This is a genomic window from Arthrobacter sp. C2 (assembly GCA_024207135.1).
Lineage (GTDB): Bacteria > Actinomycetota > Actinomycetes > Actinomycetales > Micrococcaceae > Paeniglutamicibacter.
Map to the genome: position 1 here is coordinate 321,306 of CP042428.1, position 24,467 is coordinate 345,772.

Sequence of the window (24,467 nt, forward strand, 5' to 3'; positions counted from 1 at the left end):
ATGTGTGCGGGGAATGCTCGGGTTCGGCACCTCCCGAATGCAGCCCGGCGCCGGGGTGCGGGGCCCGCTGCGCCTAGGTCGTCTTCAAGCGCAGCGAGACCGAGTTCATGCAGTAGCGCTGGTCGGTGGGGGTGTTGAAGCCCTCGCCCTCGAATACGTGGCCCAGGTGCGAATCGCAGGCCGCGCAGCGCACCTCGACCCGGACCATGCCCAGGGTGGAGTCGCGGATGTAGCGGACGCGGTCCTCTGCCAGCGGCGCGAAGAACGAGGGCCACCCGCAGCCGGCATCGAACTTGGCATTGGAGGTAAAGAGTTCCTGGCCGCAGGCCCGGCATTCATAGACACCCTCGGTGGTGGTGTCCCAGTATGCGCCGGTGAAGGGACGCTCGGTGCCGGCCTTGCGCAGGACCTGGAATTCCTCCGGGGTCAATTCGGTGCGCCACTGCTCATCGGTCTTGGCGACGCTGGGCGAGACGGGGGTGCTGGATTCTTTGGGGCTCTGGATATCACTCACATCACGCACAACACCGGGGACGGCGCGCTCATTCCCGCACCTGTCCGGCGACATGGATCGGCTGCCGAAATTCATCGGGCCCAAAACCACAAGGTGGCAGCCGTTGTTTGCAATGATGGTAGGCATGAAGGCAAATCTTTCCCCCACGCCCCCTCTCGCACCCTCGGCAGGCAAGGGCCTGAGCTGGGCGTTGCTTGGCGTGGGTGTCGGCGCTGCGGCCGGATCGATCTTTGCCGGAAGCGTCTCCGCGCTGGCCGCCTACTTTGCCCGCCGCGTGGTGACCCCCGATGCGGAGCCGGACCAAAGCCTGGAGATCCTCGCGCTGGTGCCCACCGCCGAAGGGCAGGACGTGATCCTGTCGGCGGACAAGGATTCCACGGCACCGGGCCGCTACTCGCTGTTCTTCACCGCCGACACCGGCCATGCGCGGCTGGGCGAACCCAAGGGCTATCGGCTCGGGGACGGCACCGTGACCCGGGCCGTGGAAAAAATCTACTTCGGGGACCTGTCGGCCGCGGTGCGCGGACGGTTTTCCGGGATCGTTTACGACTCGCCCGAGGACCTCGGGGCCACCTACCAAGACGTCGAGATCCCGATCCTCGGCGGACTGGCCCCGGCCTGGTACGTCCCGGGGGACACCCAGGCGGACACCTGGGCCATCTGCGTCCATGGCCGCGGGGCCAACCGCAAGGAGGGTTTGCGCGCACTGTCGGTGTTCGCGGCCCTGGGGATCAGCGCGCTGTTGGTTTCCTACCGCAACGACGGGGTGGCCCCCGCGGCGGTCGACGGACGCTACGGACTCGGGGCCACGGAATGGCCCGACATCGAAGCTGCCATCGACCACGCCGTGGCCAACGGCGCCAGGGAGATCCTGCTGTTTGGATGGTCCATGGGCGGGGCCATCGCCCTGCAGGTGGCCGACAGGTCCCGGCAGGCACGGAAGATCGGAGCCCTGGTGCTTGACGGGCCGGTGATCAACTGGATCGATGTGCTCTCGCACCAGGCCAAGCGCAACCGCATCCCCGAGGCCGTGGGCGACTTCGGCCAATGGCTGCTGGGCAACAAGGCCGGACGGTGGATGACCGGGCTGGCGGCCCCGCTGGATTTGAAGATCCTGAACTGGGTCGAACGGCACGACCAGCTGCGGGTCCCCACCCTGATCCTGCACAGCGAGGACGACGACTTCGTGCCGATCGGCCCCTCCGAGCAGCTCGCCGCCCTGAACCCGCAAATGGTGGGGCTGCGGCGATTCAGCCGGGCCGGGCACACCCGGGAGTGGAACGTGGATCCGCAGCGCTGGGAAGCGGAGGTCACCGCCTTCGTCCAGGGCGTGTTGGAGGCCCCGCGCCCCGGGGACAACGCGGCGGGCCTGGAATAGGCCCCCGGCCCCTGCAGCGGACCTCAGTGGCCGGCGATGTGCGCGACCTCTGCCTCGGTCAACCGCTGCAGGTCCGCCGGGGACAGCTCCAGGTCCAGCCCGCGGTGCCCGCCCGAGACGTAGACGGTTTCCAGCGCCATGGCACTGGCATCAATGATTGTGCGCGAGCGGTTGCGCTGCGCCAGCGGGGAGATGCCGCCCACCACGTACCCGGTGCGCCGCTCGGCCACGGCCGGGTCGGCCATCTCCACCTTCTTGAGCCCCAGGGTCGTGGCCATGGCCTTGAGGTCCAGTGATCGGTTCACCGGAATGATGCCAACCGCCAGCGCAGCGGCCCCCGGTTCCCCGGTGGACACCAGCAGCGTCTTGAACACCCGGGCCGGGGGCACCCCGATGGCCTCGGCGGCTTCCATCCCGTAGTTGGCCGCGGCCGGATCATGGGTGTAGGAATGCACGGTGTAGTGGACCGCCTCGCGGTCCAGCAGCGTGGTCGCGGGAGTCCCGGTGGAATGCGTGTTCTTCTTCTTGGACATGGGCTTTCGGGATCCTCCATTAACGGGGCTTGGGCGCCGGCATGTGCCGGCGCCCAAGCATCGAAATTGCTTGCGGCTTAGGAGCCGGCAGCGGCAACCCGCTCGCTGACCTGTCGCTTGATACGGGCAAGCATGGCAGTCATGCCACGCAAACGCAATGGCGTCAGGGCCCGGGTCAAGCCCAGCAGGTTGGGCATGTCGTCGGGGACGGCTAGCACCGCCGCGGCGGGCAGCCCGTCGAGTCCCTGGTGCAGCACCGAGGCGAACCCGCGGGTGGTGGGCGCCTGCGGGGGAGCGGAGAAGAACAACGACACCTTGTGCTCCCCGGCCGGCTCGACCTCGATGTTCAGGAACAACGGGGTCTGGCACTCCACGACCTGCTCCAGCAGGTCCGGGTGCTCGGCCAGGCGCGCCGGAAGCTCGGGCAGTTCCTCGGAAAAGTCCAGCAGCATCTCCAGACGCTCCTGCTCGGTGACGGACTGGAAGTCCTCGACGATCTCGGCCAGGGCCTCGGGCATCTCACCCATGCGGCTAGGCCCCGAATCCTGCGGGAACGGCGCCGGGCTCGATGCCCTTCACGATGGGAACGCGCACGGCGTTGCCCCACTCGGTCCAGGAACCGTCGTAGTTGCGCACGTTCTGGAAACCGAGCAGGAACTGCAGGGCAAACCAGGTGTGGCTCGAGCGCTCGCCGATGCGGCAGTAGGTGATGATGTCATCGCCCGCGGCCAGCCCGGCCTCGTTCAGGTAGATCGCCTCGAGCTCGGCACGGGACTTGAAGGTCCCGTCCTCGGCCGCGGCACGGCCCCACGGAACCGAAGCAGCCGAAGGGATGTGGCCGCCGCGCAGCGTGCCTTCCTCCGGGTATGCGGGCATGTGGGTGCGCTCGCCGGTGTACTCCTCGGTGGAGCGCACATCGATCATCGGCTTGCCGAAGTGGCCCAGCACCTCGGGCATGAAGGCGCGGATGACCGAATCGTCGCGTTCGATGACCGGGTAGCTGGTGGTGGCAACGACCGGCTTCTCGCGGGTCAACTCACGGCCCTCGGCGATCCACTTGTCGCGGCCGCCGTCGAGCAGGCGGACGTCCTCGTGGCCGAAGAGGGTGAAGACCCACAGCGCATAGGAGGCCCACCAGTTGGACTTGTCGCCGTAGATGACCACGGTGGTATCGCGGCCGATGCCCTTGGCTGCCATCAGCGCGGCGAAGCGCTCGCCGTCGACGTAGTCGCGGGTGTCTTCGTCGTTCAGCTCGGTGTGCCAGTCGACCTTGACCGCTCCGGGGATGTGGCCCGTGTCGTACAGCAGGATGTCCTCGTTGGACTCGAGGACCACCAGGCCCTCGGTGGACAGGTTGGCCGCCAGCCAATCGGTGGACACCAGCCGTTCCGGGTGGGCATATTCGGCAAATGAAGGATTGGAGTCGATGGGCAGGCTCATTGTTATAGACCTCGCAACAAGAAAAATGGGGGATGGTGCTGTTTCCAGCCTAGCCACCGTGCGCGCCTCGGGCAGCGCGAAGGAGTCATTCAACGCCATATTTCGCTTCAAGCGTCCGCAATTGCGCTATAAGCGGCCGGCGCCACGGCTCCCATTTAGGGGATGCCCGAGGTCTGGGCATAAAATGGCTGGGGCGTGTCTCCGCGCCAAAAACGCCCGTCACAGCCTTCCGAAGACTTAAGGACCGTCCAGCCGTATGGCCACGATTACGAATCTTTCCCAACGGACCCCCACGGTCTCCATTGACGATCTTCTCGCCGGCTTCCACCCGTCGTACCGGTTCGGCGAGGTTTCCTTCGAGACCTACCGTCCGGACCCGGCCTGGCCCACCCAGGCAGAGGCGGTCACCAAGCTCAGGGGCTTCGCCTCGACCATTGGCAAGTCCAAGGGCGGTTTCCTCTCCAACCTCTTCGGCAAGAAGAAGGTCGAGAAATCGGGCATGTACCTGGACGGAGGGTTCGGGGTGGGCAAGACCCACCTGCTGGCCTCGCTGTGGCACCTTGCCCCGGGCCGCAAGGCCTTCGGGACCTTCGTCGAATACACCAACCTCGTCGGTGCGCTATCTTTCCGCCAGGCGGTCGACGTGCTGAGCAGCTACTCGCTGGTGTGCATCGACGAATTCGAACTTGACGACCCGGGGGACACCGTGCTGATGTCGCGCCTGATGCGCGAGCTCTCGGATGCCGGAGTGAAACTGGCTGCCACATCCAACACGCTGCCCGGCGCCCTGGGCGATGGACGTTTTGCCGCCGTGGACTTCCAACGCGAGATCAAGGTGCTCGCCGAGCAGTTCGATGTGCACCGCGTGGACGGGGTGGACTTCCGCCACCGCGGCCTGCCCGACGCGCCTACGCCGCTGGACGATGCCGCCATCGAGGAATTCGCCACCGAACGATACGGCGACAAGACCTATGCGATTGACGAGTTCTCGGACCTGGTCGCACACATGTCCAAGGTCCATCCCAGCCGCTACCGCGCCCTGCTGGGCGATGTCGACGTGCTGGTGCTGCACAACGTGGAGACCATCACCGAGCAGGCCGTCGCACTGCGCTTTGTGGTGTTGGCCGACCGGCTCTATGACAAGGACGTGCCCATCGTTGCCTCCGGCAAGCCCTTCTCCGAGCTGTTCACCCCGGAGATGATGGCCGGCGGCTACCAGAAGAAGTATTTCCGCGCCGTCTCCCGCCTCACCGCGCTGGCCCGCGAGGGCCAGACCGGCGAGCCCGCGCTTTAGGCAGCAGCAACGCAGAAAGGCCGTGGCCGTCCCGGCTCCCGCAAGCCTCTTGGCTTGGAGGGGGATCGGGAGCGGGGCACGGCCTTTCTCATGCCCGGGGACCGGGGATGTCAGTTGTGCTTGCGCTCTATCAGCAGGCGCAAGGCCAGCCCGGCAAGCAGCGCCCAGAAGGCCCCGCCGATCCCGGCGAAGCTCAGGCCCGAACCGGCAATCAGGAAGGCCACCAGCGAACTCATCCGGCTCGTCGGATCCGACAGCGCCGAGGATGCGGAGGCACCCAAGGTGCCCAACAGTGCCAGGCCCGCCGCGGCTTCCAGCAGCCCCTCCGGGCTCGCGGTGGCCAGGGCGGTGATCGCGGCCGAAGCCAGGCCCAGCACGATGTAGAACCCGCCGGAGGACACCGCGGCGATCCAGCGCCTGGATCGGTCTTCCCCGGCCTCCTCCCCGGCGGCCAGGGCCGCGGAAATCGCGGCGAGGTTGATGGCGTGCCCGCCAAAGACGGCCGCGGCGGCGCTGCCGATGCCGGTGGAGAGCATCGAGGCCCGCCACGGGGTTTGAAAATCGAAGCTGGCCAACACTGCCACGCCGGGCACGTTCTGCGAAGCCATGGTGACCACGAACAATGGCAACGTGATGGCCGTGAAGGCCTCGAGGCTGAATGCCGGCGCCGTGAATTGGAGCGTGGGCAGCAACTCGCCCACGACACCGGTGGCACCGGCTTGCGCCATGGAGAACCCGGCGATGCCCAGGGCCGAGGCCATGGCCGCGGGCACGGCCCAGCGGGGGCTCAGGCGCAGGAACACGAGCCAGACCACGATGACCGGCGCAACATACAGCGGGATGGTGGAAAGTGCCACAAAGGGAGCCAGACAGAGCTTGAGCAGCACACCGGCCAGCATGGCCTGGGCCAGGGAAACCGGGATGGCCGCCAGCAACCTGCCCAGCCAGGGGATGGCTCCGGTCGCGGCAATCAGCACCCCCGTCATGAGGAAGGCCCCGACGGCGTGGTCCCACCCGAAGTTCACGGTGGCAGCCCCGGCGAGCAACGCTGCTCCGGGGGTGGACCACGCGGTGGTGATGGGTCGTTTGGTGAACCAGGCCAACCCCACGGCACATATGGCCAGGGCTATGGTCAGGGCGAAGAGTCCCGACGCCGCTTGGGCGTCGGTGGCGCCGACTGCCTTGAGCCCGGTGAGCACGACGGCAAACGAAGAGGTGTAACCGACCAAGGCCGTCACCAGTCCCGCCATGATCGGTTGCGCAGGCGAGTTCTTGGTCGAAAGGCGGGGTGGTGCTGTGGGTCTCAATGCGTATCTTTCCTTGCAAACGACAGGTGCCGGTCCCGCCTCACGGCGGTACCGGCACCCGTTTGTCGTGCCTAGGGCAAATGACCTAGTGAACCAGGCTGGAACCTAGACGGTAGGTGTACCGCCGTCGCCTTCATCCTTGTTGAGGAGGCCCTTTGCGCCGTCCTGAACCTTGTCGACGTGCTCGGCGAACTTGCCGCCGGTCTTTTCGTCGATGAAGTCGCCGGCGTTATCGATGGCCTCACCGATCTTGCCCGAGTTTTCGTGAATCAACCCGGCCGCCTTGTCCTTCAGTCCTTCGGCCTTGCCCTTCAGCTCGTCAAAAATAGACAAAAGGCACCTCCTCTCAATCGTGGGGGCCAGGAAAGCCCCCGTCTGTGAATCATCCTATGTCGAGTCGGTGGCGATTCAAGGGCATTTGTGTGACTTTTTGAAGATATTCGTGCTGACCACGTCCGATCAGTGCCCGAACGCTTGGATCGGACGCGCGTGGTGTCCCTCTTGTGCATCCGAATAGTCGCGTGCGACTTTCACCAATCCAAACTCATCGAATGCCAGGACCGTGCATCCCGACACCGTTGTGGGTTGGTCCTTGATGTATATGACGACCCAGTACTCAACGGACGCGGTGCCTCCCTCAACCACCGGATCGGCGAACCAGGTTTCCGCGGGTTTGGTCTCTTCAGCGAAGCATTCGACCAGGTAGTTGCGCAGGCCGCTGCGTCCATGAAATGGCTGGAACATCGACGCCCAGTGTTCACCTACATCGGCCTGAAGGTTGACGATCGCTTCCACGTCTTTGCGCGGCCAGGCGCTGGCCCATGTATTCGCCCAACGTTGGGCAGCCTCGAAAGTCTGCATTTGAGTTTCCTTCTGACATCGACAACCAGTCGCGCGAAAAATTCGGCCCGGAACGGCAAGGCAGGCAACTCAAAGTATGGCAGGTGAAATCGTGGTTAAACACGTAGGTCGCGTGGTTTGGAAAACCACGCGACCTACGAATTGGAGTGGACAACGAGGTTCGAACTCGCGACCTCAACCTTGGCAAGGTTGCGCTCTACCAGCTGAGCTATGTCCACATTGGCAATCAATACTAACAGTATAGATCGTCGTGGGCGATACTGGGATCGAACCAGTGACCTCTTCCGTGTCAGGGAAGCGCGCTACCGCTGCGCCAATCGCCCGTGATGGGTACTGCACCTGAACTATAGCGTGGATCTTCGTTCCGAAGAACAAGTGCAAGATCCGCTGTCATTTTCATTCGGGTACTGCGGTGTCTTCCTTTCGGAAGACTCAAAGAAATATGGACCCCTCTTCCATGGAATTGAGGTCCATTTCTTCAGAGTGGACAACGAGGTTCGAACTCGCGACCTCGACCTTGGCAAGGTCGCGCTCTACCAGCTGAGCTATGTCCACGTGAAAAACCCACGCACTAGGTGCGGGTTCTTCGTGGGCGATACTGGGATCGAACCAGTGACCTCTTCCGTGTCAGGGAAGCGCGCTACCGCTGCGCCAATCGCCCATACTGCTGCATTATCGTACTACGAGGTGGGGACGGGATTCGAACCCGCGTAAACGGCTTTGCAGGCCGGTGCCTCGCCTCTCGGCCACCCCACCATAACCAATCGGGATAACCCGTTCAGTTTGATCGGCAAGCCGATCCGGTGAATCAAATGCGAGTGGACAACGAGGTTCGAACTCGCGACCTCGACCTTGGCAAGGTCGCGCTCTACCAGCTGAGCTATGTCCACATGAAAGAAGCGCAATCCGCCTGGAATGTTTCCGTTCCGTTTGGCTGCGTTCCAACGAGTAAAAACTCTATACGACGTTTCCCTAAAGTTCCAAATCGGTGCATTCCAGGCCCGACTTTTAGCGAAGATCCTTGTGATCCCGGGGTTTCGGACTGGCCCGAAAAAGCCGGCAACCGACGAAACGTCGTCGGAGCGTGGAAAAATCTTTCTTATGACTTCCCCAGCGCTGGCCCAGCAAACGGATTTTGGCCGCATGTATGCCAGAAAAATCGGCGACCTTCCGGAGGTTCCCTCCATCACGACCGTCATCGGACAGGAAAAAATGAGCCTGGATGGTTGGATAGGTCACATGGCTGCCACCGCCGTGGTGCAGGACCCCCGGCTGGGGGAGGCCGTCGGCAACTCCGCCAAGCTCAAGGCCCTGGCACGTCAGGCTTCCAATGCCGCCGCCGACTACCGGGATGGTGCCGCGGCCCGCGGCGACCGCGTTCACCAGTACTGCGAACAGATCGCCCTGCGGGCCATGGGCAAGCCGCACCAGGCGGCCGAGGCGCGCGAAGCCTTGTCGGCCAACGGCGAGGAGGGCTTCGCCGGCCGCTTCGACGACTGGTGGGACACCTACCAGGTGCAGCCCCTGGCCGCGGAAGTCACCGTGTGGAACTCCAGCGTCGGCTACGCCGGCACCCTTGACCTGGTCGCCACCATCGGCGGGCGGCTGTGCCTGATCGACTACAAGACCCGGGGCACCGGCCGGGACGGGCGGGTCAAGCCGCTGGATCCGAAGGTCATCATGCAGCTGGCGGCCGGCGCCAAGGCCGAGGAAATGGTCGTTGATCCCGCCGCCGGGACCTGGGAACCGTGGAAATACTCACAGGACCCCATGCTCTTGGGGGTGGCCATTGGCCAGACCGAGGTGCAGACGGTGATGGCCAATCCGGAGGTCCTGCCCGCGTACTGGTCGAAGTTCTGGTCCTTGCGACAGGTCTGGGGAGCCACGCAAAAAGTCAGCAATGCCGGGATCGCGCTGCACGAAGTGGGCCCGCCCCCGCCGTCTGTGAAGTAGCGCTGTCGGTAGACTGTTCAGCGGGGGACCGGCGCGCACCTTTTGGATTCGGTCGCGCACGCCCCAACCATCCACAGCACATTGCCGGAACCCCGCCGGCCGAAGGGAGATGCGACCGCATGGCCGTCTTAGGCATTCGCATTGTTGGCGACCCGATCCTCAGGACCCGCGCAGACGAGGTCACCGAATTCGGGCCGGAGTTGCGCAAGCTCGTGGCAGACATGGACGAAACCATGGAAAACGTCGAAGGTGCCGGCCTCGCCGCACCCCAGGTCGGCGTCTCTCTGCGGGTCTTCACCTACCAGATCGCCGGAAAGCGCGGGCACATGGTCAATCCGGTGCTTGAGCTCGGCGAGGACTTCCAGGACGACGTGGTCGAGGGCTGCCTGTCGATCCCGGGCCTGGGCTACCCGGTGCGCCGCCGCCAATGGACCCGCGCCACCGGGGCCGACGTGGACGGAAACCCCGTGGTCGTGGAGGGCGAGGGATTCCTGGCCCGCTGCCTGCAGCACGAGACCGACCACCTGGACGGAATCCTGTACATCGACCGGCTTGAGGGCGAGCTGAAGAAGGACGCCTTCCGCAAGCTTCGCGACTCCAACTACAACCAGGTCGCGGCAAGCACCGTGACCAAGCGCAGCTCGGCCCTGGGTTCCAGCTTCGGCGCCGGCGCAAGCTTCGGGGGACAGGCATGAGGGTCCTGTTCGCCGGCACCCCGCAGGTCGCCGTGGCCTCCCTTGACCAGCTGGTGAAGGACGGCTTCGACGTCGTTGCAGTGCTCACCCGCGAGGACGCCCCGGTGGGGCGCAAGCGCGTGCTGACCCCATCCCCGGTCGCGGCCCGCGCCGCCGAGCTGGGCATCGAGATCATCCACGCCAACCGTATTGACGAGACAACCCAGCAGCGCATCGCCGCGCTGGAGGCCGACATCGCCGCGATCGTGGCCTATGGCGGGCTGGTCCCCGAAAAGGCGCTGGGCATCCCCCGCCTGGGCTGGGTCAACCTCCACTTTTCGCTGCTCCCGGCCTGGCGCGGAGCCGCCCCGGTGCAGCACTCGATCATGGCCGGGGACGACATCACCGGAGCCGTGACCTTCCAGCTCGAAAAGGGCCTGGACACCGGCCCGGTCTTTGGCACGTTGACCGAGGCCATCGACCCCGCCGACACCGCCGGGGACCTGCTTGGCAGGCTCGCGGTCTCCGGATCGGTGCTGCTGTCCCAGACGCTCTCGGGCCTGGACAGCGGAGCCGTGGTGGGCGTGCCGCAGCGGGGCGAATCCAGCTACGCGCACAAGCTCACCCTGGTTGACGGCAAGATCGACTGGAGCGCCCCGGCGCTGGCGATCCGCCGGCGGATCAACGGCACCACCCCCGATCCCGGCGCCTGGACCGAGCTGGACGGGCAGCGGTTCAAGATCGGCCCGGTCTCCCCGGCCGCCGACGCTGACTCCCTGACGCCCGGCCAGGTGCAGATCACGGGCGGCAAGCAGCCGCGTGTCGTGGTGGGCACCGGATCGCACGGCGTGGAACTGGCCCTGGTGCAACCACCGGGCAAGAAAATGATGAATGCAGCAGATTGGGCGCGAGGCATTCTCGCGTCCGGAACCGTGGATGAGGTGAAATTCGCATGAGCGAATTCGGGCAGGGACGTTCCGACCGTCCGCGACGCAACGAAACCAATCGCGGCGGTGGCCAGGAGCGCCGTGACGATGCCGGGCGCACCCGCAACCGCGGGGGAACCGGGCCACGCAAGTTCAGCGCCTCCGCGCCCTCGGCCCGCAACCGCCGTGCCGACCAGGCCCGGCTGACCGCCTTCGAGGTGCTGCGCGCCGTGGCAGAACACGACGCCTACGCCAACCTGGTGCTCCCGGCCCGGATCCGCGAGCACCACCTGGACCGCCGCGATGCCGGATTCGCCACCGAACTGACCTACGGCGCGCTGCGCGGACAGGGCCTGTACGACGCGATCCTGGCCCGCTGCGTCGACCGCCCGCTGGACGAGCTGGACCCCGCCGTGCTGGACGCGCTGCGCCTGGGAGCCCACCAGCTGCTGGCCATGCGCGTGCCCAACCACGCGGCCCTCGACGAAACCGTCTCCCTGGCCCGCATGGTCATTGGCGCCGGCGCCTCCGGGCTGATCAACGCGGTGCTGCGCAAGGTCTCGCTCAAGGACCTGGAGACCTGGAGCGAGGAGCTGGTCGCCGGGATCGCCGACGAAAACGCCGCTGCCGCGCTGGTCCACTCGCACCCCGAATGGATCGTGCGGGCGCTGCGCCAGGCGCTGGTCGCCCACGGACGCGACGCCTCCGAGATCACCGAGCTGCTTGTCGCCGACAACCTGGCCCCCGTGGTGAACCTGGTGGCCCTGCCCGGCATCGGCTCGCTGGACGAGGCGCTGGACGCCGGCGCTGAACCCGGAACACTGGTGGCCGATTCGGCCTACTACCAGGGCGGGGACATCGCCCGCCTGGGCTCCGTGCGCGAAGGAAGCACCCGCGTGCAGGACGCCGGCTCGCAATTGGTCGCCCGGGCCCTGGCCCAGGTTCCGCTGCCCGAGGACGGGGAAGACACCTACTGGCTGGATTTGTGCGCCGGCCCCGGCGGCAAGGCCGCGCTGCTGGCCGCACTGGCCGCCGGGCACGGAGCGAAGCTCACCGCCAACGAACCGGCCCAGCACCGTGCCGAACTGGTTTCCAAGGCCCTGGTGGCGATCGACCCCGACACATGGATGATCTCGGTCCGTGACGGACGGGAATACGGCGAGGCCGAATACTCCGGTGGATACGATCGGGTCATGGTCGATGCGCCATGCTCGGGCCTTGGCGCGCTGCGCCGCCGCCCCGAATCGCGTTGGCGCAAGACCCCGAAGGACGTTGCCGAACTCACCGTACTGCAGGGCGAGCTGCTCGATGCGGCGCTTTCCGCCGTGCGCGTGGGCGGGGTGGTCGCCTACGTGACCTGCTCGCCGCACCCGGCCGAGACCGTGGCCGTGGTCGATGACCTGCTGTCCCGGAACAAGAACGCGAAGCTGCTGGACACCGGGGCCGCGCTCGAATCCGCCGCATTGCCGGGATTGGCCTCCGCGGCGCGTCCCGTGGGCGAAGGCAGCACCATCCAGCTGTGGCCGCACATCCACCGCACCGATGCCATGTTCATGGCGCTGTTCACCCGCACCGCCTAGCCACCCGGCGCACCGCCGCCGCGCCCCGACAGGAGCCAGAAAAGCACATGCGTACCTGCCAGATCAACCCGTCGATCCTTTCCGCGGACTTCACCAACCTGGAGCGCGAACTCACCCGGATCCACACCGCCGATGCGGTGCACGTGGATGTCATGGACAACCACTTCGTGCCCAACCTGACCATTGGCCTGCCGGTGGTGGCGCGGCTGGCCGAGGTCAGCGAGCTGCCGCTGGATGTGCACCTGATGATCAGCGACGTGGACCGCTGGGGACCGGGCTACGCCGAGGCCGGTGCGGCCTCGGTGACCTTCCACGCCGAGGCCTCCGCCGCGCCGGTCAAGCTGGCCCGGGACCTGCGGGCCGCCGGTTCGCGCTCCGCCATGGCGCTGCGCCCGGCCACCCCCATCGAGCCGTACCTGGACATGCTCCCGGAGCTGGACATGGTGCTGCTGATGACCGTGGAGCCCGGATTCGGCGGCCAGGCGTTCCTGGACCTGGTCCTGCCCAAGATCCGCCGGGCGCGCAAGGCCATTGACGGCACCGGGCTGCCGATCGCCCTGCAGGTCGACGGCGGGGTCACCCGCGAAACGATCCTGCGTGCGGCCGAGGCCGGGGCCGACGTCTTCGTGGCCGGATCCTCGGTGTACGGAACGGCGGATCCCGCCGAGGCAGTGGTCACATTACGAAACCTCGCAGCCGCCACACCGGTTTCCATGTAATACTAAGAGCTACAACTACACAACGTGCTCCGGGGTCGGTGTAAGTCCGAACCGGCGGTTATAGTCCGCGACCCAAGCTACAGGGAATTCCTTGGAATTCCCGAAACTTGGTTGAACTGGTGAAATTCCGGTACCGACAGTTAAAGTCTGGATGGGAGAAGCACGTACACGCAAAACCTGCGCCCTCGTCGGTGCGCAAGGGCAGGACCAGGGAAACCCCAACGTTTTCCCAGGAAACCGCGGCCCTTGCCCAACGGCTCGGCCATGAAGGTGGAACCGTCGTATAGAACCCCCGGAGCCATCGCGGCTTGACAGGAGGACGATGGATTTTCTGCGGTGGCTCATTGAAGCTTTCAATTCTTACATCACGGTGGGCAGCAGCGCGCTGCTTGTCCGCGAAGTGGTGGGCAACGTCTTCGGACTTGCTTCCGCCCTGGGCGGCATCCGCCGCAAGGTCTGGGCCTGGCCGGTGGGCATCATCGGCAACGTGCTGCTGCTGACGGTATTCCTCGGCAGCATCTTCGGCCACGACCAGACGGCAAACCTGCTGGGCCAGGCCGGACGCCAAATCATGTTCATCGCCGTGTCCTTCTACGGCTGGCAGCGCTGGAAGTCGAGCCGGGATTCCGGCGGCAGCGCCGTCACCCCGCGCTGGGCCACCGGCACCGAACGCATCTCCCTGGCCGTGGTCATGGTCGTCGGCACCGTGGCGCTGACCCCCATCTTCGGGGCCCTGGGATCCTACGAACCGGTGTGGGCAGATGCCTGGACCTTCGTCGGATCGCTCCTGGCCACCTACGGCATGGCCAAGGGCCTGGTCGAGTTCTGGCTGATCTGGGTCATCGTCGACGTGGTCGGGGTGCCGCTGCTATTCAGCGCCGGTTACTACGCCAGCGCCTTCATGTACCTGTTCTACGGCTGCTTCACGCTGGTCGGGTTCTTCATCTGGTGGAAGGCCAAGAACGACTCCAAGCCCAGCATCGAAACCGAAATGCCCGATCCCACGGTGAAGGTGAATCCCTGATGGAACCCTCACGCGCAACCGCAGCCATGCGGCTTTCCCTGGAGCTGGCCCGCCGCGGCACCCGGGGTGCGAACCCGCTGGTCGGCGCCGTCATCGTCGATGCCGAGGGCACGATCCTGGCCACCGGCTACCACCGGGGCGCAGGCACCCCGCACGCCGAGGCCGACGCCCTGAACCGCCTGGGTCCCCTCGACCCGGCCGCGGCACGAGCCGCCACCATGGTGGTGACCCTCGAACCGTGCAACCACACCGGCCGCACCGGGCCCTGCTCACGGGCCATCGTCGATGCCGGCATCGGCAACGTCGTCTTCGCCGTCACCGACGGCGGCAAGGATTCCGGCGGGGGAGCGGCAACGCTGCGCGCGGCCGGGGTCGAGGTCAGCCAGGGGCTGCTGGAAACCGAAGCCACCGAGCTGAACCACCGGTGGTTCGCCGCCCGGGCCGAGCAACGGCCCTTCACCACCTTGCACCTGGCCCAGACGCTGGACGGCCGGATCGCCGCGGCGGACGGAACCAGCCAATGGATCACCTCCCCGCGCTCGCTGCTGCACGCCCACGAGGTGCGCGCCCGCGTCGGCGCCATCGTGGTGGGCACCGGCACCGTGCTTGCCGACAATCCGCGCCTCAACGCCCGCAACGAACACGGCGAACCCTTCGAGCACCAGCCCCGGCGCATCGTCATGGGCCTGCGCGACATCCCCGCCGACGCGGCACTGAAGGCCGACGGGAACTGGGAACAGGTCCGCACCCGCGACCCGCACCAGGTCCTGGCGCTGGTTGCCTCCCGCGGCATCGACCACGTGCTGCTCGAAGGCGGGGCCTCGATCGCCACCGCATTCCTGGCAGCCGACCTGGTCGATGAGATCTTCCTCTACCAGGCACCCATCTTTCTGGGCGCGGGCCGCGGCTCCGTCGGGGAGCTGGGCATCGAGACCCTCTCGGCCGCCCGGGCCTTCCGCCTCGATCCCGTCGACGGCGAGGCCGTGCGCATCCTGGGCCCCGACACCCTTACCCACTTTGAACCCATGCCAACGGGCACCGGCACACTCTAAGGAACCAACACATGTTCACCGGAATCATCAGCGGCATGGGCCGCATCGAAGCCATTGAATCCTCCCCGGAAACCGACTCGGTCATCCTGCGCATCAGTGCGCCGAACCACACCGATGACCTGGAACTGGGCGGGTCCATCGCCGTCAACGGCGTCTGCCTGACCGCAACCTCCATCGCCGGGGACACCCTGTCCCTGGACGTCATGGGCGAGACCCTGCGCCACACCACCATCGGCGCCCTGGCCCGGGGCGAGGGCATCAACCTGGAACGCTGCGTGCAGGCCGGCGGGCGGCTGGACGGCCACGTCGTCCAGGGCCACGTCGACGGCGTCGGGCACCTGCTCGAGCACGAGTCCCTCGGGGCCTGGGACCGCTTCCGCTTCTCCATCCCCTTCGAATTGGCCCGGTACGTGGCCAAGAAGGGTTCCATCGCCATCGACGGCATCTCGTTGACCGTCACCGAGGTCTCGGAGGCCCGCGAGAACCAGCAGTGGTTCGAGGTCGGGATCATCCCCACGACCCTGCGCGAAACCACCCTGGGCCAACGCGTGCCCGGTTCGGCGGTCAACCTCGAGGTCGACGTCATGGCCAAGTACGCAGAGCGCCTGGCCTCCTTCAACACCACCGAAAGCAGCGCATCATGAGCACCGATCCCATCCGCCTGGACTCCATCGACGCGGCCATCAGCGCCATGGCCGCCGGCCAGGCCGTCGTGGTGGTCGACGACGCCGACCGCGAGAACGAGGGCGACATCATCTTCGCCGCCGAGTTCGCCACCCCCGAGCTGATGGGCTGGACCATCCGCCACAGCTCCGGCGTGGTCTGCACCCCGATGGATTCGGACCGCGCCGACGCCTTGGGCCTGCCGCCCATGGTGGAAGACAACCAGGACGCCAAGGGCACCGCCTACACGGTCTCCTGCGACGCGGCACACGGGGTCAGCACCGGCATCAGCGCCGCCGACCGCGCCCTGACCTCCCGCATCCTGGCCGATCCGGCCTCCGGACCGGAACTGATCACCCGCCCGGGCCACATCTTCCCGCTGCGTGCCGTCGCCGGCGGGGTGCTGGTGCGCCGCGGGCACACCGAGGCCAGCGTCGACTTGTGCAAGGCCGCCGGCCTGGAACCGGTCGGGGTCATCGCCGAGCTGGTGCACGACGACGGATCGATGATGCGCCTGCCGGCGCTGCGCGAATTCGCCGATCTGTGGAACATCCCGCTGGTCAGCATCGAGGACCTGGCCGCCTGGCGCGCCACCTCCGACGCGGAGCCGGCCGTGGGCACCAGCGCGGCGGCCGTGCAGGGCGGGCCCGAAGTCAAGGTCCCCACCCCGCACGGGGAGTTCATGGTCCGCGCCTGGCGCGAACGAGGCAGCGGCATCGAGCACCTTTCGCTCAGCGCCACCGGCCCGGACGGCACCATGCCGCTCGAACCGCTGGTGCGCGTGCACTCCGAATGCCTCACCGGGGACGTCTTCGGCTCCTACCGCTGCGATTGCGGCGAGCAGCTGGCCGCCGGACTCGAGGCCATCAACGAATTCGGCGGGGTACTGGTCTACCTGCGCGGCCACGAGGGCCGCGGCATCGGGCTGGCCAACAAGATCCGCGCCTACGCGCTGCAGGACGGCGGTGCCAACACCGTGGCCGCCAACGAGCAGCTGGGCCTGCCGGTCGACGCCCGGAACTACGATGCGGCGGCCGCCATCCTGCATGCGCTGTCTATTCGCCGCGTCCGGTTGATCACCAACAACCCGCTGAAGGAAGAATGGCTGGAGAGTGCCGGAATCGCCGTCACCGAGCGCGTCCCCACCCGGGTGGCGGCGCGCCCCGAAAACCTTGAGTACCTGCGCACCAAGCAAAACCTGATGAACCATTCACTGCAATTGCCAACCACCGAAAACACCAACCCAGGAGTGAAATCATGAGCGGACACGGAGCACCCCTCGTCGGAGCCAACGAACTGGCAGCGGCGGGCGAGGCCGGCATTCGCGCGGTCATCGTCGCGGCCAGCTGGCACACCCAGATCATGGACGGACTGGTGGACGGGGCCCTGCGCGCCGCCGCCGACGCCGGGATCCAGACCCCCGAGGTCATCCGCGTGCCGGGCACCTTCGAGCTTCCGGTGGCCGCTTCGCGCCTGGCCCACTCCTACGACACCGTCATCGCGCTGGGCGTCGTCATCCGTGGCGGCACCCCGCACTTCGACTTCGTCTGCCAGGGTGCCACCATGGGCCTGACCGATGTGTCCGTGCGCACCGGGGTCCCCGTCGGCTTCGGCGTGCTGACCTGCGACACCGAGGAGCAGGCCATCGCCCGTGCGGGCCTGGAAGGCTCCGTCGAGGACAAGGGCTACGAGGCCATGAGCGCCGGGCTGCAGACCGCCCTGGTGCTGACCCGCCGCTAGGGCCGCCGGCCCGGCACCGACGCCCGCTTCACCGGCACCCGCAAGGCGGGAGCAGCCCTGCCGGGGGAGCGGGCATCGCCGTGCCCGGGGCGCGGGAGCATCCCGGAAGGCTCAGGCCTCGCCGAGCCAGCGGCGCAGGCGGGATACCCCGTAGTCCTTCTTCTCTTGCGCGATAGTCTCGCTTGCCGCATCGTAGCTGCCGTGGGGCCGGGCACCTGCGGCAAAGGTGATGTTCAGGCGGGCCGCACGATGCGGGCCGAAGGCGACGTAGCACACGCCGTTGCCGTCGTAGCCGCGCGTTCCGGCGGACCGGTTGATGCGTGCGGCAATGGCGTCAACCACCACGGCGCCCTGCCCCTCGGCGAAGATCCCGGCCTTGGGGGTCCCGACGCTGGTGACATCCCCGATGGCGAACACGTCCGGATGGGAAGTTTGAAGGGTCAGCGGATCCACGGGGATCCAGCCCTCGAGGGCCATTCCCGATTCGGCAACCACCTTCGGGACCACGTGCCTGGGCACCCCGAGGAACAGGTCGAAGGGCATGGTGGTGCCGTCGTCCAGCACCAGCTCCCTGCTCGCCGGTTCCAGCCGTTCGATCACCTTCTGGGGATGCCAAGCGATGCCGCGCTCGGCAAAGGCTTCAAGCAGGGCCTCGGAGGCTGCCGGCACCGGCGGCACGGGGGTGCGCAGCGGCATCACCAAGGCGATTTCCGAGCGCTCCCGCAGCCCCCGGGAGACCAGCAGGTCATGCACCAGGAATGCCGTCTCGCTGGGTGCCGGCGGGCACTTGAACGGCGTGGAGGTGACGCCGATGACCACCCGGCCGCCGTCGAAGTTGTTCAGCGCCCGGCGTGCGGCCAGGGCGCCCGCGACGCTGTAGTATTCATGGCCGCATTCCAGGAGCCCGGGTGTCGCCGACGGGTCGAGGTCCGCGCCCAGGGCCACCACCAGGTAGTCCGCCTCGAAGGAACCGGAGTCCGTCTCCACACGCTTGGCTACCGGATCGATGGACAGGATGGCGGCTTGCACATGCTTCACGCCGGGCTTGTCGAGCTGGCTGTAGGGGTGGCTGGCTTCTTCCTCGGTGAGCCTGCCGAACATGACATCGAGCTTGGAAAAGCCGAACATGAAGTGCTCGTTGCGGTCGATGAGGGTGACCTCGATGTCGGCACCGAAACGTTCCGAAAGCCCCGCCGCCACCTCGAGCCCGCCGAAACCGGCACCCAGAACCAAGACCTGCGTAGACATGCGACCAACTCCATTTGTGGGGTGACGAGCTATCTTTGACGGTATGGCCGGCCGGTGCCGCGGTCAAGGCAAAGACCTGCCGATTCAAAGGAACCCGCCCGGCCCGGGAACGGATCATTCGCTCGTGCCCATTCGGCTCGGCCCCGCTCTGGTGGACACGAATCAGGGGCGGAAGCGCTATCGGCTGACTATGGAGATGTTCGAGCCGATATCGACCCGGGCATTCCCCGCCGGTGATTCGATCTGGACCGTGAGGGGTCCGCGGGCCGGCCGAGACATCTTGGTGGGGAACCAGAGCCGTTCGCGCTGCACAACGATCAGGAGACCGTCATGGCTTCCCATGGAGGCGAAGGTGCTGGAACAGTCGAAGTAGTTGGGGATGGACAGCTTCTCGGACAAGGTCGCCACGGTGGCCGGAACGTCCGCGACGCCGACCCCGACTTCACTGATGGACAACATCTGCGGTTTTTCGCCCTTGCCGGTCATGGCGGAGGCATCGGCATCGCGGGCGATGAACTCGAGGATGATGCCTTCGGGCCCCAGGAAATACAGGGAACGGGATTTCCAGTCATCCGAGCCGAGGAAGACCGCAGAGCCGCCGACCTGGAGCAGCGGGACACGACGGGCCAGCCATGCGTGGGCCACATCAAATTCCGAGGGCAGGATTCCGAAGGCGAGGTGGTGGACACCGTCAAAGGCGTCCCCGGCACTCAGCATGAGGCGGCTTGAACCGATGGCGACCTCCGCGCCGGCGGGAGTCGTTTCGACCGGTAGCAGCAAGATGTCTCTGTAGAACCCCACTGCCTGGGCGAAGTCACGGACGGTAATGGAGACGCTGGAGATTTTCATTTCTGGGATGCCTTCGCTGGGAGGGGGTGCTACGGGATGCCTTAGGATCAGATGATTCTCGAGCCAAAACTTCCGGCCAAGAGAATCTGCGGTGATTCGTGTGGCCGCGCGATGCCCGCGCTTCGGTTTGGTGCTGCTCCCTCGCGGGGCTGCTTCCTCAGCAGCCTCAACCTTCTGCTTCGTTCACGCGCGGAGATTGCCGGTTGCACCGAATCTTGTTCCCGGTGCCCGGCGGCGGCTTGGCCTTCGTTGTCGATCAAAGTGGCAGTCATGGGTTTCCTTGTGTTCGTGGGCGTAGGCACCATGGAACAAGCTAAAGCTAGCTTGAGGTCAAGCCGGTGGCATGCGAGCATGGGCAGATGAGCCCCGCCACACCCAAAAGCCTGCTCCCCATCGGCGAAATTGCGAGCCGGGCAGGTTTGTCGGTACCCGCCGTGCGGTACTACGAGTCCCGCAACCTGATCTCCTCGGAACGCACCGCCGGCAACAAGCGTGTCTTTCGCCGCTACACCCTGCGGCGGCTTGCCGTCATTGCCGCCGGACAACGCGTGGGCCTCACCCTTGCCGAGATTGCAGATGCGCTGGCCGAACTCCCCTCGGACAGGGCCCCGACCCAGGACGACTGGCATCAGCTCAGCACGCATTGGGCGCTGCTGGTGGCACGACGTATCCGCCAGCTGGAAAAGCTCCAGGGATCACTCGATGACTGCATCGGCTGCGGTTGCCTCTCCCTCAAGAAATGCAGTCTCTTCAATCCCCAAGACGAAGCGGCAGCCGAGGGCCCGGGTTCGCGGTGGGTTCGCCGGAGCCTGGAAAGCAACGACGGGGAAGAAGCCCGCGGCTGAACACCGTCCGTTGCTCCCATGGCAATGACGAATCCGGGGGACGGCGACTCGTAGGAGGCTCGTCACGCGGTCTGCTCGAATCGATCCATTGATCGCAGCAGCGAGGCCAACTGTGTGTGAGAATCTTCCCATGTCCAAAGAACCACGGATCTGGCGGAACACCACCCATGACTGGGACATGGAGGTCGACGTTGACCATCTGGAAGGAATCCGGCGCGACCCGACTTTCGATTCACGCAGCCGGGACTTGCACTTGGTCCTTGAGGTTCTTGCCTACCCAGCAGACGAAGCCTCGGACCAAGGTGGCGGCTCAGCCCTGATCACGCTGCATCCGGACGGTTCGATTTCCGTGGCTGACAAAGGGCGGGGAACCGACACCCGGCAGGATGTTCATGGGCGCACCATCAGGAAGCCGGTCATGGCCAGGAAGGATCTTAGGTTCTTCGATTCCACCGACGCACCGTTGCTGCCCGACGGGCAACCTCGCCGAGGCATGTCCGTGGTTGCAGCTTTGAGCACTTGGCTGGTCCACACCAATCGGCGCACGCACGGTTCATGGACCCAGCGGTACGAACGGGGAATTCCCGTGACGGAGCTGATCCCGTTGCCGGACAACGGGACGACCGGAACCACGGTGCATTTCCTGCCCGACCCATCCCGCGCGCCCGGCGCCAAGATATTGGTATCCGAGCTCGAAACCTTGGGCGAGGCTCTGGCTCCGGTTCTCTCCGTCGAGGTTCGAGATTGCCGATCTTGAAGGCACGAGCGGCAACGGCCGGCCCGACGTCGCCGCAGGCCGAGGAGCATTTCCCGCACGGTGGCTCGTGGTCGGCGTCGAACTGAACGGGTGGCAGCCAGCGCCGATCCGCGACGCCGGCGTTCGGCCTTGTTTGAGCCAGGGTTGCCTGGCGGTCCGGGGCGTATCAGGAGAAAGCGTGGTGCGACTACATGTGCCGCGCGACGGCAGGCCGCTGGAACACGAGCAAGGCGTCGGCGACCAAATCGTGTGGGTAGCGATCCCAGAGAATCTCCGTGGTGCCCACAAGGGTGAGGTGCTGTCCAAGCGCGCGCTTGCAGTCGCGGATCAAGTGGGTGGTGAGGTCCATGTGGTGGATGTCGGCAAGATTCCACACCACGAAGCCGCCGGGCACAACGACCCGCGCGCATTGGGCCGCGACGAGGCCGAGCTCGGCCAGGTAGCGGTCGTAGTCCCCGTCATTTTTCTCGTAGGCGGTCAGCGGGTCGGGTTCGTGGTTTTCAGCCGTCATGTATGGGGGAGAGGCGACGATGAGGTTGACGTCCGTGTCGGGCAGGGGCGACTCGGCGCCGCGGACGAGACGCAGCAGTTCCCGGGCGTCTCCCTCGATGATGTGGGCGCCGGACACCCTTTCCAGCAGGTAGTCCACGCGCTCGGGCAGCAGTTCGATGCCGAGGGCTTCCCGCCCCAGTGCGATGGCCCGTACGAGGGTGGTGCCGAAGCCCGCGAACGGGTCAAAAACCAGGTCGCCGGGTTTGCTGCACCGTTCAATGATGTGGTCCACAATTGCCGAGACCATGTGCACATCTTCGTCGGCACCCGGCGGGCGCTCGGCCACGAACGTGTCGTGCGTTGCGGCAAGGTGCGAATCCAACGGGGATGTTTTGGGTATGCTCTCGATCAAATCTTTTCGAAGTCCTTCATCATGCGAAGTGTACCCTTCGGGGGCGTCCAGCGACATTGCACGGGGCCTTTGACAGGTTCATGCTGGAGTCATGGGATTCCTCAAGGCGTCGCAGAACCTGCCCAAGCCCTTGGCCTACGCCCTGCTGGGTGCCTTGTGGTGCGGCTTGCTGGGCGGCGTGGTCGGATTGCTCGTCGGACTGAGCGTCTATCCACCCACGGCATGGGCCGCGGTCCTCGAGATAGGTGTCCCGGCGGCATTGCTTGGCTTTGTCGCAGGAATGCTCGTGGGCGCAGCCATGCTGCTAGCGGATAGGCGCCATGGCGCCAAGCCAAGCCACTGAGCAGGAAGGCCGCCGAAAGCTCTCGCCGCGATGCTCACCGGCCGGCGCGCAGCAACCGTGCCGTGGCGGCCAACCCGTCCGCGGTGGGCCTGGCGGCGGGAGCCTCGACGAATCCGAACCCGTCGTTCGCCACGCGCGGTATGACATGCAGGTGTGCATGGAACACCGATTGCTCGGCAACTGCCCCGTTGGACATCAAAAGGTTGACGCCCTCGCAGGGCAGCGGGGAATCGCGCAGGGAATCGGCAACGCGGCGGGCGAGATCGAACATCGCCGCGGACGTGGCCTCATCCAGGCCATGGATGTCGCGCACATGCTTCCGGGGAACCACCAGGGTGTGCCCGGCATTGACGGGTGCCGCGTCAAGGAAGGCAACGCAACGCGCATTCGAGGCCACCACGTGCCCCTCGGCGTTGCCGGAGGCAATTTCGCAAAAAGCGCACTTCTCGTCCATGAAGGTGAGCATAGTCCGTTGTCAGGTACCGGATCGAAGCCCAAGCGCGTGTCCCGGGTAGCGTCCGCGTCATGTTGGCCCGTCGCGGGGAGTCCTTCGTCACAATGGGGCCGCGGTTGTGAATGCTTCCAACGGGCCAAGATATCCTGACCATGTGAAAACTTTTGACACCCTCTTCGCCGAACTCTCCGAGAAGGCCAAGACCCGCCCCGAAGGTTCGCGTACCATCGCCGAACTGGATTCCGGCGTGCATGGCATCGGAAAGAAGGTCGTGGAGGAAGCCGCCGAAGTGTGGATGGCTGCCGAATACGAATCCGACGAGGCCGCCGCCGAAGAAATCTCCCAGCTGCTCTATCACCTGCAGGTGATGATGATCGCCAAGGGCCTGACTCTGCAGGACGTTTACAAGCATCTCTAGCCGCCGCTTTCGGGAGACATCCTTTTCCCGTGCCGCGGCGGCCAACAAACACCCATTTGTTGTCCTCATGCCGTAATACCCCCCTCAGAGCCTGAAACGAGAAACGCACCATGCTGCGAGTAGCACTTCCCAACAAGGGAGCCTTGTCCGAAATCGCCTCGACCATGTTGTTGGAGGCCGGATACGTCCAGCGCCGCGACAACCGCGAACTGGTCATGGTCGACCCCGACAACGACGTGGAGTTCTTCTACCTCCGTCCCCGTGACATCGCCGTGTACGTCGGCGGCGGCATCCTCGATGTCGGAATCACCGGACGCGACCTGTACCTCGACGCCGAGGTCAACGACCACGTCGACGAGGTCCTTCCGCTGGGCATCGGCAACGCCGCCTTCCGCTTCGCCGGCCCCGCCGGTTCCTTCACGCACCAGAACGAGCTCAACGGCAAGCGCATCGCCACCAGCTACGACGCCCTGCTGCGCAGCTACCTTCTCGAGAACAACATCGACGCCTCGGTGGTCCGCCTCGACGGTGCAGTGGAGTCCTCGGTGCGCCTGGGCGTGGCCGACGCCATCGCCGACGTGGTGGAAACCGGAAACACGCTCAAGGCCGCGGGCATGGAGGTCTTCGGGGACCCCATCCTGAAGTCCGAAGCCGTGCTCATCGGCCGCACCGGCCAGACGCCCGCCGGGCTTGAGGTGCTCAAGCGCCGGCTCACCGGTGTGCTGGTGGCCCGCCGCTACGTCATGCTCGACTACGACGTGCGCCGGGACCTGGTCGACGAGGCCACCCGGCTGACCCCGGGACTGGAATCCCCGACGGTTTCCCCGCTGCAAGACTCGGACTGGGTCGCCGTGCGCGCCATGGTCAAGAAGAGCCACACCAACAACATCATGGATGAGCTGTACAACATCGGCGCCCGCGCCATCCTTGTCACCAACATCCACGCCTGCCGCATCTAGCAAGCACCCAAGCGCAGTACCCCTCGAAGAAC

28 protein-coding genes, 6 tRNA genes and 1 riboswitch are annotated in these 24,467 nt (G+C 66.1%); of the genes, 17 read left to right on the plus strand and 17 right to left on the minus strand.

The window, feature by feature from the left end:
- Nucleotides 1-73: 73 nt before the first annotated feature.
- Complete coding sequence (gene msrB, locus FPY90_RS01425) at nt 74-505, minus strand: peptide-methionine (R)-S-oxide reductase MsrB (protein WP_071213598.1); 432 nt, start codon at nt 503-505, stop codon at nt 74-76.
- A gap of 133 nt (nt 506-638) precedes the next feature.
- Between msrB and FPY90_RS01430 the strand changes: the two genes are divergently transcribed.
- Complete coding sequence (locus tag FPY90_RS01430; protein WP_498683421.1) at nt 639-1,892, plus strand: alpha/beta hydrolase; 1,254 nt, start codon at nt 639-641, stop codon at nt 1,890-1,892.
- A gap of 23 nt (nt 1,893-1,915) precedes the next feature.
- Here FPY90_RS01430 and ybaK read toward each other — a convergent pair whose 3' ends face one another.
- From ybaK to FPY90_RS01445, 3 genes are all read right to left on the minus strand, one after another.
- Nucleotides 1,916-2,425, minus strand: a complete 510-nt coding sequence (gene ybaK, locus FPY90_RS01435) for a Cys-tRNA(Pro) deacylase (protein WP_071213359.1) — start codon at nt 2,423-2,425, stop codon at nt 1,916-1,918.
- A gap of 77 nt (nt 2,426-2,502) precedes the next feature.
- Nucleotides 2,503-2,943, minus strand: coding sequence for a SufE family protein (locus tag FPY90_RS01440; protein ID WP_071213596.1), 441 nt, complete (start codon nt 2,941-2,943; stop codon nt 2,503-2,505).
- Nucleotides 2,944-2,956: 13 nt separating this feature from the next.
- Complete coding sequence (locus tag FPY90_RS01445; protein ID WP_071213358.1) at nt 2,957-3,865, minus strand: sulfurtransferase; 909 nt, start codon at nt 3,863-3,865, stop codon at nt 2,957-2,959.
- A 256-nt stretch (nt 3,866-4,121) separates the two neighbouring features.
- Here FPY90_RS01445 and zapE point away from each other — a divergent pair, with 256 nt between their 5' ends.
- On the plus strand, nt 4,122-5,159 hold the full coding sequence (zapE, locus tag FPY90_RS01450) for a cell division protein ZapE (protein ID WP_071213357.1): 1,038 nt from the start codon (nt 4,122-4,124) through the stop codon (nt 5,157-5,159).
- Between the two features lie 110 nt (nt 5,160-5,269).
- Here the strand turns inward: zapE and FPY90_RS01455 are convergent, their stop codons facing one another.
- The 9 genes from FPY90_RS01455 to FPY90_RS01495 all read right to left on the minus strand — a co-directional run bounded on the left by FPY90_RS01455 (nt 5,270) and on the right by FPY90_RS01495 (nt 8,217).
- Nucleotides 5,270-6,466, minus strand: a complete 1,197-nt coding sequence (locus tag FPY90_RS01455; RefSeq protein ID WP_498683425.1) for a benzoate/H(+) symporter BenE family transporter — start codon at nt 6,464-6,466, stop codon at nt 5,270-5,272.
- Nucleotides 6,467-6,571: 105 nt separating this feature from the next.
- Nucleotides 6,572-6,799, minus strand: coding sequence for an antitoxin (locus FPY90_RS01460; RefSeq protein WP_083410985.1), 228 nt, complete (start codon nt 6,797-6,799; stop codon nt 6,572-6,574).
- 126 nt (nt 6,800-6,925) lie between these two features.
- Nucleotides 6,926-7,327 carry a nuclear transport factor 2 family protein gene (locus FPY90_RS01465; protein WP_071213355.1) on the minus strand — a complete coding sequence of 134 codons (402 nt, stop codon included), beginning with the start codon at nt 7,325-7,327 and terminating at the stop codon, nt 6,926-6,928.
- Nucleotides 7,328-7,469: 142 nt separating this feature from the next.
- Nucleotides 7,470-7,545 (minus strand) — tRNA-Gly (locus FPY90_RS01470).
- 33 nt (nt 7,546-7,578) lie between these two features.
- Nucleotides 7,579-7,650: transfer RNA gene (locus FPY90_RS01475), tRNA-Val, on the minus strand.
- A 159-nt stretch (nt 7,651-7,809) separates the two neighbouring features.
- Nucleotides 7,810-7,882, minus strand: a tRNA-Gly gene (locus FPY90_RS01480).
- A gap of 34 nt (nt 7,883-7,916) precedes the next feature.
- A tRNA-Val gene (locus FPY90_RS01485) sits at nt 7,917-7,988 on the minus strand.
- Between the two features lie 24 nt (nt 7,989-8,012).
- Nucleotides 8,013-8,083 (minus strand) — tRNA-Cys (locus FPY90_RS01490).
- 61 nt (nt 8,084-8,144) lie between these two features.
- Nucleotides 8,145-8,217: transfer RNA gene (locus FPY90_RS01495), tRNA-Gly, on the minus strand.
- A gap of 211 nt (nt 8,218-8,428) precedes the next feature.
- On the opposite strand from FPY90_RS01495, the gene FPY90_RS01500 reads away from it, so the two are divergent.
- The 10 genes from FPY90_RS01500 to ribH all read left to right on the plus strand — a co-directional run bounded on the left by FPY90_RS01500 (nt 8,429) and on the right by ribH (nt 17,658).
- The gene (locus FPY90_RS01500; RefSeq protein WP_071213354.1) at nt 8,429-9,280 is read left to right on the plus strand and encodes a cytochrome; all 852 of its coding nucleotides are present in this window, start codon (nt 8,429-8,431) and stop codon (nt 9,278-9,280) included.
- Between the two features lie 119 nt (nt 9,281-9,399).
- Entirely contained in the window at nt 9,400-9,975 is a 576-nt protein-coding gene (gene def / locus FPY90_RS01505) for a peptide deformylase (protein WP_071213353.1), read from the plus strand.
- On the plus strand, nt 9,972-10,910 hold the full coding sequence (gene fmt, locus FPY90_RS01510) for a methionyl-tRNA formyltransferase (RefSeq protein WP_498683429.1): 939 nt from the start codon (nt 9,972-9,974) through the stop codon (nt 10,908-10,910). Before def ends, fmt begins: the two co-directional genes overlap by 4 nt.
- Nucleotides 10,907-12,460 (plus strand): RsmB/NOP family class I SAM-dependent RNA methyltransferase, encoded by a 1,554-nt coding sequence (locus FPY90_RS01515; protein WP_071213351.1) that lies wholly within the window; start codon nt 10,907-10,909, stop codon nt 12,458-12,460. Before fmt ends, FPY90_RS01515 begins: the two co-directional genes overlap by 4 nt.
- Before the next feature lie 47 nt (nt 12,461-12,507).
- On the plus strand, nt 12,508-13,179 hold the full coding sequence (gene rpe / locus FPY90_RS01520) for a ribulose-phosphate 3-epimerase (protein WP_071213350.1): 672 nt from the start codon (nt 12,508-12,510) through the stop codon (nt 13,177-13,179).
- 21 nt (nt 13,180-13,200) lie between these two features.
- Nucleotides 13,201-13,346: riboswitch (FMN riboswitch) on the plus strand.
- Nucleotides 13,347-13,501: 155 nt separating this feature from the next.
- The gene (pnuC, locus tag FPY90_RS01525; protein ID WP_498683430.1) at nt 13,502-14,203 is read left to right on the plus strand and encodes a nicotinamide riboside transporter PnuC; all 702 of its coding nucleotides are present in this window, start codon (nt 13,502-13,504) and stop codon (nt 14,201-14,203) included.
- Nucleotides 14,203-15,255, plus strand: coding sequence for a bifunctional diaminohydroxyphosphoribosylaminopyrimidine deaminase/5-amino-6-(5-phosphoribosylamino)uracil reductase RibD (ribD, locus tag FPY90_RS01530; RefSeq protein ID WP_498683432.1), 1,053 nt, complete (start codon nt 14,203-14,205; stop codon nt 15,253-15,255). The genes pnuC and ribD overlap by 1 nt, the downstream gene beginning before the upstream one ends.
- Nucleotides 15,256-15,266: 11 nt before the next feature.
- On the plus strand, nt 15,267-15,899 hold the full coding sequence (locus FPY90_RS01535) for a riboflavin synthase (RefSeq protein ID WP_071213347.1): 633 nt from the start codon (nt 15,267-15,269) through the stop codon (nt 15,897-15,899).
- Nucleotides 15,896-17,179, plus strand: a complete 1,284-nt coding sequence (gene ribB / locus FPY90_RS01540; RefSeq protein ID WP_498683434.1) for a 3,4-dihydroxy-2-butanone-4-phosphate synthase — start codon at nt 15,896-15,898, stop codon at nt 17,177-17,179. Before FPY90_RS01535 ends, ribB begins: the two co-directional genes overlap by 4 nt.
- A complete protein-coding gene (gene ribH, locus FPY90_RS01545; protein ID WP_498683435.1) occupies nt 17,176-17,658 on the plus strand; it encodes a 6,7-dimethyl-8-ribityllumazine synthase in 483 nt (160 codons plus the stop codon). Before ribB ends, ribH begins: the two co-directional genes overlap by 4 nt.
- A 111-nt stretch (nt 17,659-17,769) precedes the next feature.
- Here the strand turns inward: ribH and FPY90_RS01550 are convergent, their stop codons facing one another.
- Entirely contained in the window at nt 17,770-18,906 is a 1,137-nt protein-coding gene (locus FPY90_RS01550; RefSeq protein WP_498683437.1) for an NAD(P)/FAD-dependent oxidoreductase, read from the minus strand.
- Between the two features lie 177 nt (nt 18,907-19,083).
- Nucleotides 19,084-19,755, minus strand: a complete 672-nt coding sequence (locus FPY90_RS01555; protein ID WP_498683438.1) for a VOC family protein — start codon at nt 19,753-19,755, stop codon at nt 19,084-19,086.
- Nucleotides 19,756-20,114: 359 nt separating this feature from the next.
- Between FPY90_RS01555 and soxR the strand changes: the two genes are divergently transcribed.
- The gene (soxR, locus tag FPY90_RS01560; protein ID WP_071213343.1) at nt 20,115-20,600 is read left to right on the plus strand and encodes a redox-sensitive transcriptional activator SoxR; all 486 of its coding nucleotides are present in this window, start codon (nt 20,115-20,117) and stop codon (nt 20,598-20,600) included.
- A gap of 130 nt (nt 20,601-20,730) precedes the next feature.
- Nucleotides 20,731-21,357 carry an ATP-binding protein gene (locus tag FPY90_RS01565; RefSeq protein WP_498683440.1) on the plus strand — a complete coding sequence of 209 codons (627 nt, stop codon included), beginning with the start codon at nt 20,731-20,733 and terminating at the stop codon, nt 21,355-21,357.
- A 187-nt stretch (nt 21,358-21,544) separates the two neighbouring features.
- Here the strand turns inward: FPY90_RS01565 and FPY90_RS01570 are convergent, their stop codons facing one another.
- Nucleotides 21,545-22,318: a TRM11 family SAM-dependent methyltransferase gene (locus FPY90_RS01570; protein ID WP_071213341.1), complete on the minus strand. Its 774-nt coding sequence runs from the start codon at nt 22,316-22,318 to the stop codon at nt 21,545-21,547.
- Between the two features lie 34 nt (nt 22,319-22,352).
- Here FPY90_RS01570 and FPY90_RS01575 point away from each other — a divergent pair, with 34 nt between their 5' ends.
- On the plus strand, nt 22,353-22,604 hold the full coding sequence (locus tag FPY90_RS01575) for a hypothetical protein (protein WP_071213340.1): 252 nt from the start codon (nt 22,353-22,355) through the stop codon (nt 22,602-22,604).
- Nucleotides 22,605-22,638: 34 nt separating this feature from the next.
- Here the strand turns inward: FPY90_RS01575 and FPY90_RS01580 are convergent, their stop codons facing one another.
- Nucleotides 22,639-23,058 (minus strand): HIT family protein, encoded by a 420-nt coding sequence (locus FPY90_RS01580; RefSeq protein ID WP_071213594.1) that lies wholly within the window; start codon nt 23,056-23,058, stop codon nt 22,639-22,641.
- A 154-nt stretch (nt 23,059-23,212) separates the two neighbouring features.
- Between FPY90_RS01580 and FPY90_RS01585 the strand changes: the two genes are divergently transcribed.
- Nucleotides 23,213-23,476 (plus strand): phosphoribosyl-ATP diphosphatase, encoded by a 264-nt coding sequence (locus tag FPY90_RS01585; protein WP_071213339.1) that lies wholly within the window; start codon nt 23,213-23,215, stop codon nt 23,474-23,476.
- A gap of 110 nt (nt 23,477-23,586) precedes the next feature.
- Nucleotides 23,587-24,435 (plus strand): ATP phosphoribosyltransferase, encoded by an 849-nt coding sequence (gene hisG, locus FPY90_RS01590; RefSeq protein WP_071213338.1) that lies wholly within the window; start codon nt 23,587-23,589, stop codon nt 24,433-24,435.
- The last annotated feature ends 32 nt before the right edge of the window (nt 24,436-24,467 follow it).